Here is a 19,409-nt window from a genome sequence, read left to right on the forward strand (position 1 = left end):
AGTTCATCGTCATGAGTGTCTTGAGTACGTCGAACGGGATGAGCGCGAGCAAGTGGGGCGTCCTGCTCGTGCTGTGCGGCGCGATCTTCCTCGAAGGTATCGATGTCGCCATGCTCAACGTGGCGCTGCCGGCGATCCGGGCCGACCTCGGCCTCTCCACCGGTGAGCTGCAGTGGGTCATGAGCGCATACGTCCTCGGTTACGGCGGCTTCATGCTCCTCGGCGGACGCGCGGCCGATCTGTTCGGACGCCGCCGGATGTTCCTCCTCTGGCTCACCGTCTTCCTGCTGTTCTCCGGGCTCGGCGGATTCGCCACCGAGGGGTGGATGCTGATCGTCGCGCGATTCGTCACGGGCGTCGCCGCGGCCTTCATGACCCCTGCGGGTCTTTCCATCATCACCACCGGCTTCGCCGAGGGCCCGGAACGGAACAAGGCCCTCCTCATCTACTCGGGCACCGCTGCGGGAGGGTTCACGATCGGGCTGGTCGCCGGTGGGCTGCTCACCGCCGTCGGCTGGCGGTGGGTCTTCTTCGCCCCGGTCGTCCTCTCCTTCCTCATCCTCGTCGCGGCTCTCGCCTTCGTCCCCACGTCGGAACGCCCGGACAGAACGGGTAAGCGCGTCGACGCCGCCGGTGCGCTCACCGTCACCTCGGCCCTCGTGCTGATCGTGCTGGGTATCGAGCGTGCGGCCCACGCCGGTTTCGCGGCCAGCGCCGGCACCTTGCTCGCCGGGCTGGCGTTCCTCGCGGCCTTCCTCCTCATCGAACGGCGCTCCGCCGAGCCGCTGGTCCGCCTGGGCATCTTCCGCAACGGCTCCCTGGTGCGGGCGAACCTCTCGGCGATGCTGTTCGCCGCCGGGTTCTTCGGCTTCCAGTTCCTGGTCGTGCTGTACCTCCAGGAACTGCGCGACTGGTCGACACTGCAGACGAGCTTCGCGATGCTGGTCATCGGGGTCGACGCGATTCTCTCGCCGACCCTCACCCCACGGCTGGTCAACCGCTTCGGCAACGCCAAGGTGATCTTCGGGGGGCTCCTGCTGGCGGTGCTCTCCTACGGGCTGTTCCTCCCCCTGGGCGCGGACTGGAGCTACGCGGCGATGTTCCCGAGCCTGATCGTCCTCGGCCTCGCGTTCTCCCTGGCGTACGGCCCGCTCACCATCGTGGCCACGGAAGGGATCGCCGAGGAGGAGCAGGGGCTCGCGGGCGGACTCCTCTACACCGCCTTCCAGTTCGGCGCCGCCCTCGGGCTCTCCGCGGTCACCGCGGTCAGCGTGGCGGCCACGCACGCGGAGACTCCCGCCGCACTGCTGGACGGCTACCGGGCCGGCCTGCTCGTCCCGTTCGTGGCGGCGATCCTCGCAGCTGCCGTCAGCGCGTTCGGTCTCCGCACCCGGCGGGGCACTGGGCCGGCCCCCTCGATGGGCGCAGCCGCTGAACGTACCGACGTCCCCGTCTCCCGCTGATCCTGAAAGGACCGACTCATGACCACCACCGTCAGCGAGTTCTCCGAGATCCAGGACTCCTTCCTCGACTACGTCCGCGACATCAAGTACGCGACCATGATCACCGTCGACCGTCGGAACCGCCCGCGCGCCCGTGTGCTGCTGCCCGTGTGGGAGATCGTCGACGGCGGGCCGGTCGGCTGGCTCGCGGCGTACCGGACCCCGGTCAAAAGCGCGCACCTCGCGGGCAACCCCCACACGACGTACTCGTACTGGAATCCCCGCCAGAACGCGGTCTTCGTGGACAGCGTCTCCACCTGGGCCGACGACGAGGAATCCAGACGTCACGCGTGGGACCTGTACAAGCGGGGCGGTCCGCCGGGGGTGGGCTACGACCCGGTCCACTACTGGCGTGGCGGTCCCGACGATCCCGGCTACCACGTCCTGCGGATCGATCCCTGGCGCATACAGCTCGTCCGCGGGTCCGATCTGCGCAGCACGCTGTGGCGGGGGCAGGACCCGGCCCCGGGGGTCACCTCGTCCGCCGCCCCGGGGGACCCGGACGAGGCCGCCACCAGCTGAATCCTCATGAGAGGGACGGATGCCCCGCTCCGACGGGGGCATCCGTCCCTCTCACGCGTCGTTCCCGCTCCGGCGGGCGAGGGCCGGTGGTGTCACGGCCGTGATCACCGTCCCTGCGGCTCCCGCTACTCGTCGATCGCCGCCCCGAACTGCGCATCGGCCGCCGGCGCCCCGAGACGTGCCCCGTCGTAGCTCCACGTGCCCCTGGCGACCAGCCCCGTCGACGACGCAGGAACGACCCATACGAAACCGTCGTTGGTGTTCTCGCCCGGGGCCGCCGCCAGCAGGCCGAACAGGCCGTCCTTGTCGGCGTCGATCAGCCGGACCTGGCCACCCCAGCGGTCCGAGGTCTCGGCGACGCCGGGGATGTCGGCGAGGTTCTGGTCGAAGCTCTTCACGCCGACGTCGGTGAGGCCGAAGGGCGCGCCCCGCATTACCCACACCCCGCCCGCGTCGGCCACGGTGCCGATGTCCTCGCCGGGAGCGCCGACCGCGAGGTCCGGCAGGCCGTCGCCGTCGGTGTCGCCGGCCGACAGCTCGGCGCCCCACTGGTCTCCCGCCTCGGCGACACCGGGAACGCCGGGAGAGTCCTGGGTCCACGTCTGCACCTCCTCCGGTTCGAGGCCGGACAGGTCGCCCCGGCCCAGATAGACGGAGATGCCGCCGCCCAGCGGCGAGCCCACACCTGTGTCGCCGATGACGAGGTCGTCCTGGCCGGTGCCGTCCCAGTCACCGGAGACGATGGCCGGCCCGCCCCCGAACGTGCCGCCGTCACCGAGGTCGGCGATGTCCTGGGCGCCGTGCAGCACCTGCACCGAGCCGATGCCCGGCTGATCACCGGTGGTGACCCCGGAGATCGCCAAGTCGGCCCAGGAGTCCTCGTTGTAGTTGCCGTGGCTGAGGTTGCGGAACTCGAAGCCGGTGTCCAGCGGTGCGAAGTCCCGTGCCCGAACGCTGCGGTCCGACACCTGCAGCCGCTGCGCCGTCGCGCCGGGCGGGGCGGTGAAGAACAGCAGCGCGTCGTCCGCCAGTACGGCGATCGAGTCGCGCGGATGGGCGTTCGGATCGGCCGGGTCCGGGGCGAAGTACCGGGCCGCTTCGATCCCCCGCCCGAAGTTCGCGCCCGCCCGCAGCTCGTCGGGGTCCTGCAGCCAGGTGCTGTCGGCCCCGTGCAGCCCGGTCGGGGAGCCCCAGAAGACGGTCGCACCGCCCGCGTCGGACAGTCCCCCCAGGTCCTCGCCGGGAACGCCGACGATCACGTCGTCGTACCCGTCGTTGTCCAGGTCCCCGGAGGCTGTGGCGCGCCCGAAGCCGTCGCCGGCCTCGGCGCCGCCGGGTACGCCGGAGGAGTTCTGGTGCAGGACGGTCCGCTTCGTGGTGCTCAGACCGTTCGCCGAGCTGTACTGCACGCTGATGTATCCGGCACCCTTGACGCCGCTGATCGCCGCCCCCGGGGCGCCGATCAGCACGTCGTCGAAGCCGTTGCCGTCGTAGTCGCAATTGCGCTGCTGCCAGCCGATGGACGGGAAGGGCACCGCGGCGTGTGCGGCGGGGGCCTCGAAGACGGCGCCGCCACCGAGGGTGAGGAGTGCCGCGGCCGTAAGGGCCGCGCTTTTGATGTGACGCACAAGAACCTCCGTGGTCTCCTGGGTTGCCAACGGCGTCCCTGCTCAGCCGCGGTGACGGTGCCTGGGAGGCAGCGGAGGTGCGCGGTCGGTTCCCCGGGCGGGACGCCGGAGCACCGACCGGTGCAGGGAGGGAAGTGCCGGGCAACGCTGCCGCGCCCATCGCCGAACGGCGTGGAATCGCGTGCGGCGTCCCCCGTCGGGTACTGCCGTGAGGGCAATGCCGTATTGCACTCACCCAGAAGACATCCCAGGTTCGTCCAGGGTTGTACGCATCGCCTGACGATCGCCCGATTCGGTGCGGTCCCGGGGAGGCGTGCGTGGACGAACTCAGACGTGCAGGGTGGGCCGGTAGACGAGCTCCTGGATGTCGCCGTCGAGCGTCCGGTGCTCGATCAGCTCGAGGTCGAAGTCGGCCCCACCCCGGAAGACCGGGTCCAGCCCGGTCCGACCGGTGATCACGGGGAAGAGCGTCACCTGGACGCGGTCGACCAGACCGGCGGCCATCAACGCCCGGTTCATCGACAGGCTGCCGTGCGAGCGCAACGGCACCTCGGACTCCTCCTTGAGGCGAGCGACGACGTCGACGGCATCGCCGCTTTCGACGTGCGCATCCGGCCAGTCGAGAGGCCCTTCCAGCGTGGTCGACACCACCGTTGCCGGCAGGCCCCTCATCTGCGTGACCCATGGGTCACGCACCTCGGACTCCTCGGTGCTCGCGGCCAGCATCCGCGCGAACAGCCGATAGGTGTTGGCTCCGAAGACCATCCGCTGCTCCTCGCCGTACAGGGCGAGGCGGTGGTCGAGAAGCTCGGGGCCCTGCTTGCCCCAGTAGCCGGTCCAGTTGCCGCCGGCGGCGCCGAAGCCGTCGAGGCTGGAAAAGACGTCGAATGTATAGCTGACGGTCATGATGCTCTCCTCATGTGCGGCACATCGTGCGTCGGGGATACGGGGCCGGCGACCACAGCGCGACTCCGCGGGGGTTCAGGGCGGATTCGGTCGTCGGACACGGGCTGCCGATGCTGGCACGAGTGAGGGTGTGCGAGTCGCGATTCGGCGCCGTTTTGGCCCGACTGCTCCCGTTTCACCCCACGTCGCAGGACCGTGCGCCGGGTGATGTCTTCTTATCGGCGTACACGCGCGTCCGCTCAGGACGGTGCAAGCGAACGCGCTCGGCCCCATGACCGGGTAAGGGTGCTCGGGGTAATCGGGAGGCGATACGGCTGCGGGATGCGGACCACTTCGACGGGTGATCGTGATGCGGCCCGTCCTGGAGATGTACGCGCTCGACGGCTTCGACCTCTGGTCTGTCGCCGAGATCAAAGCATTCGACTTCCTTCCTCTCAGTGGCGAGCTCTCACTCTCCGAGGTCGGAACGGCGGTAATGGGCGTCACCTTCCTGCCCGGTTGTCGCGACGGCCTGGAGGACCGGCGCGACTGTGACAAGCTCGGCATGGACGGAACCCTCCTCGGATTCGGCCACGCCCCCGTGTCGCCGCTTGCGGAGCGATTCGGCGAGACCGTCCGGCTCACCGTCAACGCCGAGCCGGGCGACAGTCCGGCGATCGAACTGCGCGTGTCCGAGCTCCGCGACCTGCTCACCGGTACCGAGCGCGACCTGGCCGACTTCCTCGCGCCGGCGGCCGACTGGCCCTCCGCCACGAGGGCGAGCCCCTGGACCGTCATCGTATGCAACGCGGTGAACACGTTCGTGTTTACCTGCCTGGGACTGGGCACTTCGACGTCCAGGTGCGGGCGTTGAGAAGCCGTGCGCTTTCCGTTCGGTGGTTGATCAGTCGAGCGGAAATGCCCCCGCTGTTAACGGGGGCTTTAACGTTGCCTTGGCGGGCCGGGCCAACAAAAGCAGCGTAAAACGGATAACCCCAAGATTGGGGCTCCCCAATCAGCACATCGTGGGCTTAACTTAGGTGCCATGACCTCCCCCCGCTCCACCTACGGCGGCGGCTACTACGCCGCACCGTCGTTCCCCGACACTCCGATCTACGACTCCTTGGTCGCGGAGCGGGGCACCCCTCAGATCGCGCCGATCCGAGTGCCTGCCGCCTACGACACCGGCAACAGTTATCTGCCGGCCCTGCCGTCGGCGCTGCCGGCCCTTCCCGCGGCTCCGTCCCAGCCGTCCTACGGGTACCCGCAGTCTGCGCCTCAGCAGTACCAGCAGGCGCCGATGCAGCCCGCACAGCTGCAGCACGCCCCTGCGCCGTACATCCCGCAGCAGCCTCAATCGCCCCGCGGTTATCAGCAGCAGCCCCAGCCGCAGCGTCCCGCGCCGAGCACGGGCTACGAGTCGATGCGTCCCGCTTCGCCCCGGCCTGCCCCGGTGCCGTCTCCGTACGAGGACCCGTACAACCGTCCGTACCAGGGCCGGGGATACTGACCGGCTGGCAGGATGGGCGCATGGATCTTCCCGTGCTCCAGGCCGTCCATATCCATCCGGTCAAGTCACTGGCCGCGTGTGCGCGGAGTGAGGCCGCCGTCGAGCCATGGGGACTCGACGGCGACCGCCGCTGGATGCTCGTCGACGCGGCGGACAAGGCCGTGACCCAGCGCCAGCGGGCTCGCATGGCGCTGATCTCCGCCGAGCCCCTGCCGGGCGGTGGGATCGAGCTGTCGGCGCCGGGGAGCGCTCCGCTGACCGTGCAAGTGCCCGCGGCGGGCCGCACGGTGGCCGTTGACCTGTTCAAGCAGAAGATCGAGGTCGTGGAGGCGGCGACGGCCGCCCATGAGTGGCTCGGCGCGTTCCTCGGGGCGGAGGTCCGGCTCGTCCACCTCGACGCGCCCGCGCACCGCAGGCCCATTCCGCCCGAACACAGCAGACTCCTGGATCCGGCGCACGCGCGCCCGGGCGAGACCGTCAGCCTCGCCGACGAGTTTCCGCTGCTGCTCACCACTCTCGCCTCGCTGGACGCCCTCAACTCCCTCGTCGCCCAGGGCGAACGGCCTGACGAGGGGCCTCTGCCGATGAACCGGTTCCGGCCGAATGTCGTCGTGGCGGGCACCGCCCCGTGGGTGGAGGACGACTGGCGGCGCATAGCCATCGGTGAGGTCACCTTCCGCGTGGTGAAATCCTGCGGGCGCTGCGCCATCACCACCACAGACCAGGCGACGGCGGAGCGCGGCAGGGAGCCCCTGCGGACGCTCGCCCGTCATCGCCGCATCGGGAACGACCTCGTCTTCGGGCGGCATCTGATCCCCGACGGGACCGGAGTGATCCGCGTCGGGGACCCTGTCCGCATCCTCGACTGACAGGCCTCCACCGGGCGGCCGGCTGCCGCCCGGCTGCGGCTGATTCCAGGGAACTCTGCCGGAGTGCCCGGACGTTGGGCAGCGTGAGGTTGCTCTCTCTTCGCCTCTCCGGGGTGCGAACCCTGCCGTATCGGGTTATCACGGATACGGAAGGGGGTGGCGACTGTGCGAGCGGTCCCGGGAGTCTGGCGGTGGCGGCACAATCCGCTGCGCCGTGCCACCGACCGCTTCGAGGCGTGGGTGGCCCTGCTCGCTCTGCTCCTGATGCTGCTGGTCGCGCCGGTGGTCGGCTGGATGTGCGGTTCGCTCACGGACGACGCGCTCCAGCGTTCGGTACGGGCCCAGCACGCCGAGCGCCATGTCACGACGGCCGTCGTGGTGCGCCGGGCGGACCGGCCGGGCCAGTTCGTCGGCGATTCCGAAGTGGCGTCGGAGCGCGCCGCGCAGACCTCGGTGGTGGCCCGCTGGCGGACCCCCGACGGCACCGTGCGAACGGGACGGGTGACGACCACGTCCAAGGTCACGGGTCCCGGCTCCCAGGTGCGGATCTGGACGGACGAGCAAGGCAGGCCGGCCCTGCGCCCGATGGACGCACCCACCGCGCACACCCACGCGGCACTGGCCGGATTCGGTGTGTTCCTCCTCTCCGCCGGCCTGGTCGAAGCGGCCCGCCGGGTGATCGTGTGGCAGCTGCGGCTGCGGCGGTACGCCCAGTGGGACCGGGCCTGGGCCAAGGCCGGTCCGGACTGGGGCAGGACCGGCACGGGCAGCTGACGAAAGGGTTCCGGGCGGCCTCCGGCCCGACCCCGTGGGGCTGATGAGCAGCCGACTCGTCAACTCCCGCCCGTCGCGCGCGCTACGGTGGACCGGCCCGCCCGACTCCTCGGCAGGCGGACCCGGACTCAGCGCTGCCGGAAGGCCGGCGGCTCCGGCATCGCACGGGATGCGGACAGGCACGAGGCAGCGCACACAGCACGAGGTGGGGGCACAGCAGCGCCATGGCACAGGGCACGGTCCAGGTGACGCACACCGGCACATCGCGATGGCGGCGCCGCACGGGTGAATACGCTTCGCTCACCGCAGCCCTGGAGGCCGCGGCCGAGGGCGATGTGCTCACCATCGCCCCCGGGACGTACCGGGAGAATCTTGTGGTCCACCGCGCGGTGACGCTGCGCGGCCCCGAAGGGTCCGTCGGTTCCGTGCGGATCGCGCCGATCGACGGCGTACCCCTGACCGTGCGGGCCTCCGCCGTCATCCAGGATCTTCATGTGGAGGGCCAGGACTCCGCGGCTCCCGCCGTGCTCGTCGAAGAGGGCACTCCGGAGCTCTCGGATCTTCGGATCGTGACGAGGTCGGCCGCCGGGATGGAGGTGCGGGGTGCCGCCAGGCCCTCCGTGCGCCGCTGCACCGTCGACAATCCGGCCGGGGTCGGCATCGCCGTGCTCGACGGGGCGGGCGGGGTGTTCGAGGAGTGCGAGATCGTCTCGGCCGGGCAGTCCGGTGTGTCCGTCCGCGACGGCGCGCGTCCCCGGCTGGAGCGCTGCCGCGTCCACCACACGTCGGGCGCCGGGCTGAGCGTGACCGGCGAGGGCAGTTCCCTGGAGGCCGTGGGCTGCGAGGTGTACGAGGTCAAGGGCAGCGGGGTCCAGGTCACGGCCCGCGGCACCGCCCATCTCACCGACTGCACCGTGCACCGCACCGCCGCGGACGGCATCACGCTGGACACCGACGCGGTCCTCACCCTCGCCGACTGCGACATTCACGACATCCCCGAGAACGCGGTGGATCTGAGGTCCCGTTCGGTCCTCACGCTGACCCGTTCCACCGTGCGCAGGTTCGGCCGCAACGGACTGTCGGTCTGGGACCCGGGCACGCGGGTGGACGCCAACCAGTGCGAGATCCACGACAGCACGGGCGACTACCCGGCGGTCTGGGTCAGCGACGGTGCGACCGTGATACTCGATTCGTGCCGCGTCCACGACGTGCCCGACGCCCTCTTCGTCCTCGACCGGGGCTCTCGCGCCGACGTGGTGGACAGCGACCTCTCGCAGATCCGCAACACCGCCGTCTCCGTGAGCGACGGAGCGACGGCGCAGCTGGACGACTGCCGCATCCGCGAGGCGTCCACGGGCGCCTGGTTCCGCGACCACGGCAGCGGCGGCACGCTGAACAACTGCACGATCGACGCCGCGCAGACCGGGGTCATCGTCACCAAGGGCGCCGACCCCACCATCGAGCGCTGCACCGTCACCTCGCCCGCCGAGGCCGGTTTCTACGTCTCCGCCGAGGGGCGTGGCACCTTCGACAGCTGCCGGGTCACCGGGAGCGAGGGCTACGGCTTCCACGTCATGGACGGCTGCCGCACCACCCTCAGGCGCTGCCGGACGGAACGGTGCGCCCGGGGCGGCTACGAATTCGCCGAGGGCGGCCTGTCCCAGGCCGACGGGTCCGGAGCGGGTCCGGTGGCGGAGGACTGCACGAGCGACGAGAGCGCCCTCCGTGGCGCCGGTACTCCCCCTCCCGCGGTCCTGACGGCGACCCAGTCGACGCCGGGGCTGCTCAGCGCGATGCCCGACCAGCGCGTGCACGCCGCCGACCCCGCCCCGGAGGCTCCGGCCGAACCGGTACGCGACTCCGGGGCCGTCCTCGGTGAACTGGACGCGCTGGTGGGCCTCGACAGCGTCAAGCGCGAGGTGCGGGCCCTCACCGACATGATCGAGGTCGGCAGGCGCCGCAGGGAGGCCGGGCTCAAGGCGGCCTCGGTCCGCCGCCACCTCGTCTTCACCGGCTCCCCCGGTACGGGCAAGACGACGGTGGCGCGGCTGTACGGCGAGATCCTGGCCTCCCTCGGGGTGCTGGAGCGCGGCCACCTGGTCGAGGTGTCCCGGGTGGACCTCGTCGGCGAGCACATCGGCTCCACCGCCATCAGGACCCAGGAGGCGTTCGACCGGGCGCGTGGCGGGGTCCTCTTCGTCGACGAGGCGTACGCCCTGTCGCCGGAGGACTCCGGCCGGGACTTCGGCCGCGAGGCGATCGACACGCTGGTGAAGCTCATGGAGGACCACCGGGACGCGGTGGTGGTGATCGTCGCCGGCTACACCCACGAGATGGAGCGGTTCCTCACCGTCAACCCCGGTGTGGCGTCCCGTTTCTCACGGACCATCACCTTCAGCGACTACCTGCCCGAAGAGCTGCTGCGCATCGTCGAGCAGCAGGCGGACGAGCACGAGTACAGCCTGGCGGACGGAACCGGGGAGGCGCTGCTCAAGTACTTCACCGAGCTGCCCAAGGGTCCCGCCTTCGGTAACGGCCGCACGGCCCGCCAGACCTTCGAGTCGATGGTGGAGCGGCACGCGGGGAGGGTCGCCCAGCTCGCCGAGACGAGCACGGACGACCTCACCCTGCTCTATCCGGAGGACCTTCCCGAGCTGCCCTGAACCTCCGCATCCGCCTGCCGGGGCAGGACCGCGTCGAGCTGTTGGAGAAGGGCGGCGCGCTCCTGCGCGAAAACGGGGTCCGCCTGGTAGTCGGAGTGCCCCAGGATCGGTTCGGGCAGCGGGAGTTCGGCGGTACGGCCGTAGACCAGCGGGTCCTTCAACGGCCCCCGGTCGACCTCCTGCCTCGCGCCCTCCTCGATACGCACGGGGCCGCCGATCGGGTCGGTGGCGCGCCACAGGTTGCGCCAGCAGTGCACGGAGCGGTGCAGCCCCTCCAGGGCCACGGGGCCGAAGTACGCGGGGAACCAGCGTCCGTACAGCCGCTCGATCGGCGAGCCGTAGGTGAGCAGTGCGACCCTTCGCCGGGTCGCGTCGGGGAGTTGCCAGACCGCGGACGCGGCCAGGACGCTGCCCTGGGAGTGGCCCGAGATGACGAGCCGGCCGCGGGTGCGTCCGGTCCAGGCGGACATCCGGGAGGACAGGTCGGGAACGGCCCGCTCGGCGTAACAGGGCGGGGCGAAGGGGTGGGCGGCGCGCGGCCAGAACGTACCGACGTCCCATAGGATGCCGATGGTGCGCCTGGCGGAGACGTCGCGGTAGGCGCGCCGTCCCCAGGTGACGAAGAGGATGAAGCCGACGCCGATCATCCAGGAGCCGGTCGACTGCGCCGCTTCGGCCATCGATTCGATGACGGGGCTGGCTCCGTCCATGGCCAGACCGGGCACCTGTCCGGTGGCCCAGGACCCGGCGACCGCTCCCGCGCCGAGCAGGAGGGTGGCGCCGGAAAGAGCGCCGAGGAGCCGGGGTGCGGAGTCGGTGAGCGCGGCGGTGGCGCGGGTCCTGGCGATCCGCCGGGTCCGTTCGGGGTCGGGCCGCTTCTCCCCGTACTCCGCCTCGACGGCGGGGCCCGTGCGGCGGGCGTTGCGCACGGTGCGGACGATCAGGGCGAGGACCGGGACGAGCAGGAGCAGGAGCAGGACGGGGATGACGGACGCCTGCCAGCTCAGCAGGACGGGCGGGCCCTCGATGACGGATCCGCGGCCCATGCCAGGGGTGCCGGAGCCGTCGAGCCAGTCGGCGACGCGCTGGGCGACCCCGCCGGTCATGACGCCGCCGAGTGCGCAGGCGAGCATCGCCACCGCGGGTCCGCCCAGTCCGTGCAGGGAGGTGCGGGGTTCGGGGTTGCGGGCGTAGAGGCTCAGGGCGACGGCGGCGAGAGCGACGACCAGGGCGCCCTGGCCGATGGCGAGGACCCGGAAGGTGACCTCGCCGGGGAGGACGCCGTCGGACACCCAGCCGGGGCGCGACCAGGAGGCGTACACCGCGGCGACGAGGAGCAGGGCGAGGGCGGTGGCGGGCAGGAAGGTGACGACGGCCCGGTCGATTCTGTTGTCGACGCGGCGTTCGCTGCGGCCACGGCGGCAGACCACGAGGACGACGACGAGGCCGCACGCCACGAGAGCCGCCTCGAACAGGCCGCCGAGGGTGCCGGACACGGGACTGCCGCCGGCCCGGTCGTGCCGGGCGGCGGCGCCCCCCACGGAGGCGGCGACGGTGAGGAATCCGGCGGCGGTGTGGGCTGCGCGCAGACGGGCGACGAGCCGGCGTCCGTACCAGAAGCCGGGCCGGCCGAGCGCGGGGCGGACGACCGGCGGGACGGCGGTTCCCGCCGGAGCCGGCTCCTGCCCCGGCGTGTCCGCCTCCGTCGGTTCCGTTGCCGTGCGGTCCTCCTCCGGTTCGGCTCCGGAGAGGGGGCGCTGCGACTCGTAGGCGCTCCAGGTCCGGTTGGACAGGTACCAGAGCAGTCCGACCAGGGCGGCGGGCACGAGCGCGGCCACCACGAGCCGCCGGCCGGGCTGCGACCACCAGCCGCCCTGGGCCGTCGAGAGGAACCCCAGCCAGGAGCGGCGCCCTGAGCACTCCGGTGTGCCCGCGCACTGCCAGGCCGCCAGGTCGAGGGCGACTTCGCAGGCTGCTGCGGTGAGGAGCACGGTGAGGCTGAGGGCGACCAGGCGCACGAGCAGCCCGTACAGGCGGATCGCCCGGGTACGGCCGGGGGCGCTGGGCCGCATCCAGTGGGCGAGGTTCACCACCATGAAGGGCAGCAGGAGCAGCCAGAGGGCGCGGGAGCCGTTGCCCGACGTGAGGTTGGACCAGCAGTACGCCTCCGCGACGGGTTCGTCGCGGTGGCGTTCCGGGTCCTGCTCGGCGGCGATGTCCTCGGTACGCCGGTAGATGGCCGCCGTGGCGTCACCGGTGACGCGGGTCGTGCGGGGGTCGCGCAGCATCGCCTCGGGAGTGGTTCCGCCGACACCGTGGACCAGGAGTTCCAGCGCGGCCCCGGTGCTCTGCGGGGGCGGGATGGCAGGGGGCAATTCGATGACTCGCTCTCTGGGCCGCGCGGCCCGTGGACCGACGGAGGAGGGACGGGGAAGGGACGGGGACCGCGCGGGGCGGTGCGAGGTCACCAGAATCGCGGACCGGAGCCGCTCGTGGCGCCGATCTCACGGAATCTCCCCAGTGACGCGGCCGAAGGGGGTGCGTGGCAGGATGAGTACGTCCGGCAGCCGCTGCGGGACCGTACGACCAGAGGGAAGGACCGGACCCGGCGTTGAGCGAGAATCAGAATCTGCTCGCGGAGCAGCGGCGTGCCCTGATCCTCGACGAGGTGCGCAAGCGTGGCGGGGTCAGGGTCAACGAACTGACCCGCAGGCTGAATGTCTCCGACATGACGATCCGTCGGGATCTGGATGCGCTGGCCCGTCAGGGTGTCATCGAGAAGGTGCACGGCGGCGCGGTTCCGCTGGTCGAGACGAGCACGCACGAGCCCGGTTTCGAGGCCAAGTCGGCGCTGGAGCTGAGCGCCAAGGAAGACATCGCGCGGGCCGCCGCGGCCATGGCCGCGCCCGGCAGTGCGATCGCCCTGTCCGGCGGGACGACCACGTACGCGCTGGCCCAGCAGCTCCTGGACGTACCCGATCTGACGGTCGTGACGAACTCGGTGCGGGTCGCCGACGTGTTCCACGGTGCGCAGCGCACGGCGGCGGCGGGCGGTTCCCGGACGGGCGCCGCCACGGTCGTGCTGACCGGTGGCGTGCGTACGCCTTCCGATTCCCTCGTCGGCCCCGTCGCCGACCGGGCGATCGCTTCGCTCCACTTCGATGTGCTGTTCCTCGGGGTGCACGGCATCTCGGTCGAGGCCGGGCTGTCGACCCCGAATCTGGCGGAGGCCGAGACGAACCGTCGTTTCGTGCGCGCCGCGCGCCGGGTCGTCGTGGTCGCGGACCACACCAAGTGGGGCACGGTGGGCCTGAGTTCGTTCGCCGGACTCGACGAGGTGGACACCTTCGTCACCGACGCCGGGCTGTCGGCCGGTTCACGCGCCGAGATCGAGGAGCACCTGCCGGGCCTGGTGGTGGCGGGCGGCTCCGCCGACGCGGTCCTCTAGGGAGTGTCCGGAGGTTCCGCTCAGCTGGCGGCGGGCCCGGGACGTCCTAGGATCTTGCTGTGGCCGTCTTCCGGATCGAGCGTTTCACTCCCCTCCCCGCCGCCGAGGCATGGCGCCGGGTGACCGACTGGGAGCGGCACGGCGCGTTCGTCCCCCTCACCTCGGTGACCGTCCCCACCGGTCTGCCCACCCGGATCGGCACGGTCTTCGTGGCCCGGACCGGCCTGGGTCCGCTGGCCTTCGACGACCCGATGGAAGTGGTCAGGTGGACACCGCCCGCCGCCGGGCGGGCGGGCCTCTGCCAGTTGGAGAAGCGCGGTTCGGTGGTTCTGGGGCGCGCGGCGATCGACGTCTACCCGACGGGTTCGGGTTCCCATGTGGTGTGGGTGGAGGAGCTGCGCGTCCGTCTGCTGCCGCGCTGGGGCGATCCGCTGGTCGCCTCCGCGGGCCGCCGGGCCTTCACCCGGGTGCTCGACAGGCTGCTGGACGAGGTGCCGGTCCACCACCCTTAGGCCCTCTCGCAGGGGGCGGTGTGACCGTCACATCATTGACTCGTTTGTCGGTGTGACGGTTTTCGCCTACGGCTCAGAGGGCACCGAATTCATGCCGATCCACCACCCGCAGCAACCGCAGCACCTTTCCGAGGGCGGCAGCGCGCATTCCGGAGTGCAGCAGGCCGAGGCCGCGCTCGTGGAGCACTATCCGCGTCTCGTCCGGCTCGCCTATCTCGTCCTTCCGCCGTCGCTCGGCCGGCACCGGCGGGTGCTCGCCGCGCACGGGACGGTGCAACGGGCACTGCCCGGTCCCCGAACGAGCCCCGAGCAGCCTGCCGTTCCCGTTCTCTCGCGGGTTCCGGCGCAGACCCGGGGCGCCATACCGGCAGGGGGCGCGGACCGGCAGCCGGCATCCCCCGCGTACGTCTGGATGCGGCTGCGGGTGATCCGTACCGCGCTGTCGTACGAGCAGCGGCCCCGCTGGTGGCCCGCCCGGCTCCCGGCGCCGGCCGCGCTGCGTCCGACGGCCCCGGTCGTCTGGGGCCTGCGGCTCTTCCCCCGGGCCGGCGGCGTCGAGGAACTGGTGCTGGACCGGGCGCTCTCCCAGGTGCCGGGCACCGTGCGGGCGGCGTTCGCCCTCCAGACGCTGGAAGCCCTGTCCGAGGCGGAGGTCCGTGCGCTGCTGGGGCAGGCGGGCGCCACCGATCCGGCGCTCGCGGTGCGCGCGGCGGGGCGGCTGATGGCACCCGACCGCGCGGCATCCGAAGTCCTGCTGCGTTCCGGCGAGTTCGATCCCTGCACGGTGCAGACACGACCGAGTGATCTGCTGCGGCGCAGGCACCGGCTGCGGGCCGTGGCGGCAGCCGCCGCCCTGTGCGTGGCCGCAGGCGCGCTCGTCGTGGTGGTCCGGGACGGCTCCACGGGTGTCGTGGACGGCGGGCCGGCGGGGCAGGCGGCGTCCGCCCCGGCGCTCGACCCCGCGGGCCTGCTGCGGACGGCGCCGGAGGTGTGGGCGGACACCTCGCGCGTCGACTTCACCGCGTGGCCCGCCCGCGGTGACCGTACCGACGACCGTGAGCTGCTGGGCCGGGCCCTGCGCGTCTGGGGGCTGACGGCGCGTACCGCCACGGTCTCCACCACCCCGGGCACGGTCGCGGCACCGCCCGTACAGCCGCCCCGGCTGCTGTACGCGGGCGAGGTGGACGGTGCGGCCGTGGTGCTCCTCCACGACGGCGGCGTACGTCTCGTGCGGTACGCGGAACCGCTGTCGGGACGGGGTGAGCCGGCCTTGGACTTCGCACGGACGGACGACGCAGGTGTGACGACGGGAGCCGCCGTGGTGGTCAGCCGCGGAGGCGACGGGGCGAGGTTCCTGCTGGCTCCGTGGATCGCGGAGAGCTCCACGCGCGACCTGCTGGCACCGGACGTCCCGGCCCGCGCGCTGGTCGTCGGCCGGGACGGGGTGACGGCCGCCGTGCCGCGTCCCGCGCCGAGCGGCGCCTGCGACACCTGGCCGGCGCTCCAACTGCGGTCCTCGGAGCGCATCGTGGAGAAGCACGCCTTCCTCCTCACGGATCTCGGCGATCTGGCTCCGGCACACCTCACCTACACGCCTCGTCCGGCCGAGGGGGCGCCGCCGCGTCAGCCGCGCGAGGCGACCGGTGCTCCCGCGCTGCTGAGCTGGGCACGTACGGCGTGTTCGCTGCGGGCGGTACGCGGCAGCGGCGTACAGGCGGTCAACAACTGGGAGTTCGCCGAGCAGACCCTTCCGGAGACCCGCGCTTCGGCGGGCTGGCTGTGCACCAGGGCGGACACCTGGCGGGGGCCCGGCCGTGTGCTGGTGCAGTTCGTCCAGCCCGGCCCCTCGCGCACGGCACCCGCTGCGGTGGTCGCCGACCGCGACGACACGGCACTGTGCAGCAGGTTCGGGCAGCACATCCTGGCGGGCACGCACTGGAAGGCCCCGTCGGGCCGCTGGTACGTCCTCGCGGCGGGGAGCCGGGCGGTGAGCCGGATCGAGGCGAGCGGCGCGGCACGCGGCACCGCGAACGGGACGACGCTCGCGGTACGGGCTCCGCGGAACGCGTCGGTCGGCCTGACGGCCCGGCTGCGGACGGGTGGAACGCTGGCCGCGGTTCGATGAGAGGAGCCGGGCGGGACTTCGCGGACATCCCACAGGCGCACCGTGGCGGACATCTGGCGGCCGGGCCGCTATCGTGTGCGCGGTTCCGCCCTGCCGACAGCACCGGAGGTGCGTTCATGGCACGCCGACTCCGCTCCGTAGGACTCGACTTCGTCGATTCCGCCCCGCTGCGCCTGGTCTTCGCCTCCGAGGTGTCCGCGCCTCCGGACGTGGTGTACCGGGCGCTCGCCGAGGAGGTGGAATCCTGGCCGGGCTGGTTCACCTCGGTGACGCGGGCCCGGCCCGTCGACGGGGGCGCGGGCCGGGAGGTCCGGCTCAAGGGCGGCACCGTGTTCCGTGAGACGGTCCTCGCGAAGGAACCGGGCGAGCGGTACGCGTACCGGGTGGACGAGACCAACGCCCCTGGCGTGTCGGCCTTGTTGGAGGAGTGGCGGCTCACTCCGGCCGGGACCGGGACGCGGGTGCAGTGGACGTTCGCCACGGACGGGGGCGCGCTGTTCCGGTTCGGGGTGCGCCTGGGGCGGGCAGGGCTCGGCCGGGCCTTCCGCGGCGCCGTGGACAGGCTCGGGCGGCGGCTGGCCGGGACCGCCGCCTGATCCGGCCCCGTCCTGACAGAAGGCTCAGGCGGGCCAGTGCCCGGTGGCCAGGAAGTGGTCGATGGTCTCGGTGTACGGGGCGATGTCCAGGCCCTGACCACTGAGCCAGCTGTCGGAGTAGTACTTGTCGAGGTAGCGGTCGCCCGGGTCGCAGATCAGCGTCACGATGCTGCCGGTGCTGCCCTGTTCCACCATCTCGGCGACCAGCTTGAAGGCGCTCCAGAGCCCCGTACCCGTCGATCCGCCCGCCTTGCGGCCGATGGCGCGTTCCAGCGCGCGTACCGCGGCGATGCTGGCCGCGTCCGGCACCTTCATCATCCGGTCGATGGCGCCGGGCAGGAAGCTGGGTTCCATCCGGGGCCTGCCGATGCCCTCGATGCGGGAGCCGCAGTCGCTGGTGGCCAGCGGGTTGTGGTGGGTCCAGCCGTCGAAGAAACAGGAGTTCTCGGGGTCGGGCACACAGATGCGGGTGTCGTGCTGCATGTAGTGGACGTAGCGCGCGATCGTCGCCGAGGTGCCGCCCGTCCCCGCCGTGGCGACGATCCAGGCGGGCTCCGGGTACCTCTCCAGCCTGAGCTGCTGGTAGATGGACTCCGCGATGTTGTTGTTGCCGCGCCAGTCCGTGGCCCGCTCCGCGTAGGTGAACTGGTCCATGTAGTGGCCGCCGGTCTCCGCCGCGAGTGCCGCGGACTCCTCGTACATCTTCCGGGAGTCGTCGACGAAGTGGCACTGTCCGCCGTGGAATTCGATCAGCCGGCACTTCTCGGGGCTGGTGGTGCGCGGCATCACCGCGATGAACGGCACGCCGATCAGCTTCGCGAAGTACGCCTCCGACACGGCGGTCGAGCCGCTGGACGCCTCGATGACCGGTTTGCCCCTGCGGATCCAGCCGTTGCAGAGCCCGTAGAGGAACAGCGAACGGGCGAGCCGGTGCTTGAGGCTGCCGGTGGGATGCGTCGACTCGTCCTTGAGGTAGAGGTCGATGCCCCACTGTTCGGGCAGCGGGAAGCGCAGGAGGTGGGTGTCGGCCGAGCGGTTGGCGTCGGCCTGGACCTTGCGTACGGCTTCCTTCAGCCAGGCCCGGTACTCCGGGTCGGTACGGTCGATGTCCACGGTCGCCGCAGCCCCACCGTCACGTCTGTGCCCACTGGTGTCCATCAGCGCATTCCTCCTCGTGTCACCGGTACTCGCCGACCCCCACGATATTCCCCCCACCTGCACAAACGTTGACTTTGATGCTCCATAGCCCTGCCTTGGTGCTGACCGGCCGACACCTGGTGCCGACGGCCGGAGCCGGGCAGACTGCACAGGAGGAGAACAGTCACGAAGGGGGCGATTCGCCGTGCGGGAACCGGAGTTCAGCGCGAGCGGGGTCAGGATCGAACGGTGGGCCCGCTCGCTCACGAAGGCCGGCTGCGTCGTCGTCAAGGACGGCCGCGTGGCTCTTCTGACGAGCAACGGCAGGGAGATCGACAGCGCTCCGGTGGGGGCGGTCCGGGTGGGCAGGGGGTGGTTTCCGGCGGCGGACTCGGCGATCGCGCGGCTCAACGGGGTGCGCTACCGGCTGACGATGGGGCAACGGAGCCGCAGGCACGACGGGGCGGCGCCCGCCCGGCGCCTTCTCGACGTACTGCGCAGCGCGGGGGCCGCCAGCCGCTGACGGTGACGGCCGGACACCGCGAGTTGCGGAGCGCGACCGCCTGGGTCACTCTGGACCCACGTCACTGATGGTGCACCGGCGGTGACACTGTGATCCAGTCTCCGCCGGAGCGCGACAAACAGACCAGAGACAGCAGCCAGCCATCTGCTGGATCCGTTCCTTCGTCTTCTTCCGGACCTATTTCGGGGAGTCGCAGCCGTGATCAGCGAGCCAAGCAGGCACTGCGCGGTGGAGCTCCATGCCCTGCCGTCGCGGATCGGTCAGGTCCGCAGAATAATCTCGGCGCAACTGCGCTACTGGCATCTCGATCCTCTGATCGACCATGCAGCGCTCGGCGTCACCGAACTACTGACCAACGTCCACCGGCATGCCCAGCCGGACAAGGCGTGCACCGTCGAGATCGAGCTGCTGCTCGACCGGCTGACGGTCTCCGTCCACGACCACGACCCGCGGCTGCCCACCATGGGCAACGCCGACTCGGACTCCACATCGGGCCGCGGACTTGCACTGATCGCCGCCGTCAGCGAGAGCTGGGGCGTGCGGTCGGCCGACGGGGCGGGCAAGGTCGTCTGGTTCACCCTCCCCGCACCCTGTCCCGTGTCCACCCTGCCGCCGCTCGCGGTGTACGGGTCGACCACCGACGGGCCATTCGCCTACGTGCCGTTGGAACCGGCGGCACACGTACCCGCCCGGTCGGCCGTCGTCGGCTGACCGG

General features: G+C 71.6%; 17 protein-coding genes. 13 read left to right on the plus strand and 4 right to left on the minus strand.

What is annotated here, in order from left to right:
* Positions 1-38: 38 nt before the first annotated feature.
* Together OG230_RS03595 and OG230_RS03600 are read left to right on the plus strand one after the other, a co-directional pair.
* Entirely contained in the window at positions 39-1,463 is a 1,425-nt protein-coding gene (locus tag OG230_RS03595) for an MFS transporter (RefSeq protein ID WP_328911286.1), read from the plus strand.
* Between the two features lie 18 nt (positions 1,464-1,481).
* Complete coding sequence (locus OG230_RS03600) at positions 1,482-2,024, plus strand: pyridoxamine 5'-phosphate oxidase family protein (protein WP_328908660.1); 543 nt, start codon at positions 1,482-1,484, stop codon at positions 2,022-2,024.
* Positions 2,025-2,149: 125 nt separating this feature from the next.
* On the opposite strand, the gene OG230_RS03605 is transcribed toward OG230_RS03600, so the two are convergent.
* Positions 2,150-3,652: an FG-GAP repeat protein gene (locus OG230_RS03605; protein ID WP_328908661.1), complete on the minus strand. Its 1,503-nt coding sequence runs from the start codon at positions 3,650-3,652 to the stop codon at positions 2,150-2,152.
* Positions 3,653-3,979: 327 nt separating this feature from the next.
* Positions 3,980-4,558, minus strand: a complete 579-nt coding sequence (locus OG230_RS03610) for a dihydrofolate reductase family protein (RefSeq protein ID WP_328908662.1) — start codon at positions 4,556-4,558, stop codon at positions 3,980-3,982.
* A 349-nt stretch (positions 4,559-4,907) separates the two neighbouring features.
* Here OG230_RS03610 and OG230_RS03615 point away from each other — a divergent pair, with 349 nt between their 5' ends.
* The 5 genes from OG230_RS03615 to OG230_RS03635 all read left to right on the plus strand — a co-directional run bounded on the left by OG230_RS03615 (position 4,908) and on the right by OG230_RS03635 (position 10,353).
* Positions 4,908-5,411, plus strand: a complete 504-nt coding sequence (locus OG230_RS03615) for a hypothetical protein (RefSeq protein ID WP_328911287.1) — start codon at positions 4,908-4,910, stop codon at positions 5,409-5,411.
* Positions 5,412-5,582: 171 nt separating this feature from the next.
* Positions 5,583-6,047, plus strand: coding sequence for a DUF6643 family protein (locus OG230_RS03620; RefSeq protein WP_328908663.1), 465 nt, complete (start codon positions 5,583-5,585; stop codon positions 6,045-6,047).
* Positions 6,048-6,067: 20 nt separating this feature from the next.
* On the plus strand, positions 6,068-6,916 hold the full coding sequence (locus OG230_RS03625) for an MOSC domain-containing protein (RefSeq protein WP_328908664.1): 849 nt from the start codon (positions 6,068-6,070) through the stop codon (positions 6,914-6,916).
* 156 nt (positions 6,917-7,072) lie between these two features.
* The gene (locus OG230_RS03630; RefSeq protein ID WP_443051487.1) at positions 7,073-7,690 is read left to right on the plus strand and encodes an Rv1733c family protein; all 618 of its coding nucleotides are present in this window, start codon (positions 7,073-7,075) and stop codon (positions 7,688-7,690) included.
* Between the two features lie 224 nt (positions 7,691-7,914).
* On the plus strand, positions 7,915-10,353 hold the full coding sequence (locus OG230_RS03635) for a right-handed parallel beta-helix repeat-containing protein (RefSeq protein ID WP_328908665.1): 2,439 nt from the start codon (positions 7,915-7,917) through the stop codon (positions 10,351-10,353).
* On the opposite strand, the gene OG230_RS03640 is transcribed toward OG230_RS03635, so the two are convergent.
* Complete coding sequence (locus OG230_RS03640) at positions 10,323-12,728, minus strand: hypothetical protein (RefSeq protein ID WP_443051488.1); 2,406 nt, start codon at positions 12,726-12,728, stop codon at positions 10,323-10,325. The genes OG230_RS03635 and OG230_RS03640 overlap by 31 nt on opposite strands.
* Positions 12,729-12,964: 236 nt before the next feature.
* On the opposite strand from OG230_RS03640, the gene OG230_RS03645 reads away from it, so the two are divergent.
* The 4 genes from OG230_RS03645 (at position 12,965) to OG230_RS03660 (ending at position 17,034) form a co-directional block, all read left to right on the plus strand.
* Positions 12,965-13,801: a DeoR/GlpR family DNA-binding transcription regulator gene (locus OG230_RS03645; protein WP_328908666.1), complete on the plus strand. Its 837-nt coding sequence runs from the start codon at positions 12,965-12,967 to the stop codon at positions 13,799-13,801.
* A 59-nt stretch (positions 13,802-13,860) separates the two neighbouring features.
* Positions 13,861-14,313: an SRPBCC family protein gene (locus OG230_RS03650; protein ID WP_328908667.1), complete on the plus strand. Its 453-nt coding sequence runs from the start codon at positions 13,861-13,863 to the stop codon at positions 14,311-14,313.
* Positions 14,314-14,404: 91 nt separating this feature from the next.
* Positions 14,405-16,438 (plus strand): hypothetical protein, encoded by a 2,034-nt coding sequence (locus tag OG230_RS03655; RefSeq protein WP_328908668.1) that lies wholly within the window; start codon positions 14,405-14,407, stop codon positions 16,436-16,438.
* Between the two features lie 116 nt (positions 16,439-16,554).
* A complete protein-coding gene (locus OG230_RS03660; protein WP_328908669.1) occupies positions 16,555-17,034 on the plus strand; it encodes an SRPBCC family protein in 480 nt (159 codons plus the stop codon).
* Between the two features lie 24 nt (positions 17,035-17,058).
* On the opposite strand, the gene OG230_RS03665 is transcribed toward OG230_RS03660, so the two are convergent.
* A complete protein-coding gene (locus OG230_RS03665; protein WP_328908670.1) occupies positions 17,059-18,192 on the minus strand; it encodes a PLP-dependent cysteine synthase family protein in 1,134 nt (377 codons plus the stop codon).
* A 184-nt stretch (positions 18,193-18,376) separates the two neighbouring features.
* On the opposite strand from OG230_RS03665, the gene OG230_RS03670 reads away from it, so the two are divergent.
* Positions 18,377-18,694, plus strand: coding sequence for a hypothetical protein (locus OG230_RS03670; RefSeq protein WP_328908671.1), 318 nt, complete (start codon positions 18,377-18,379; stop codon positions 18,692-18,694).
* 198 nt (positions 18,695-18,892) lie between these two features.
* Positions 18,893-19,405: an ATP-binding protein gene (locus tag OG230_RS03675; protein WP_328908672.1), complete on the plus strand. Its 513-nt coding sequence runs from the start codon at positions 18,893-18,895 to the stop codon at positions 19,403-19,405.
* Positions 19,406-19,409 lie beyond the last annotated feature (4 nt).

It is taken from the genome of Streptomyces sp. NBC_00234 (assembly GCF_036195325.1).
Taxonomy (GTDB): domain Bacteria; phylum Actinomycetota; class Actinomycetes; order Streptomycetales; family Streptomycetaceae; genus Streptomyces.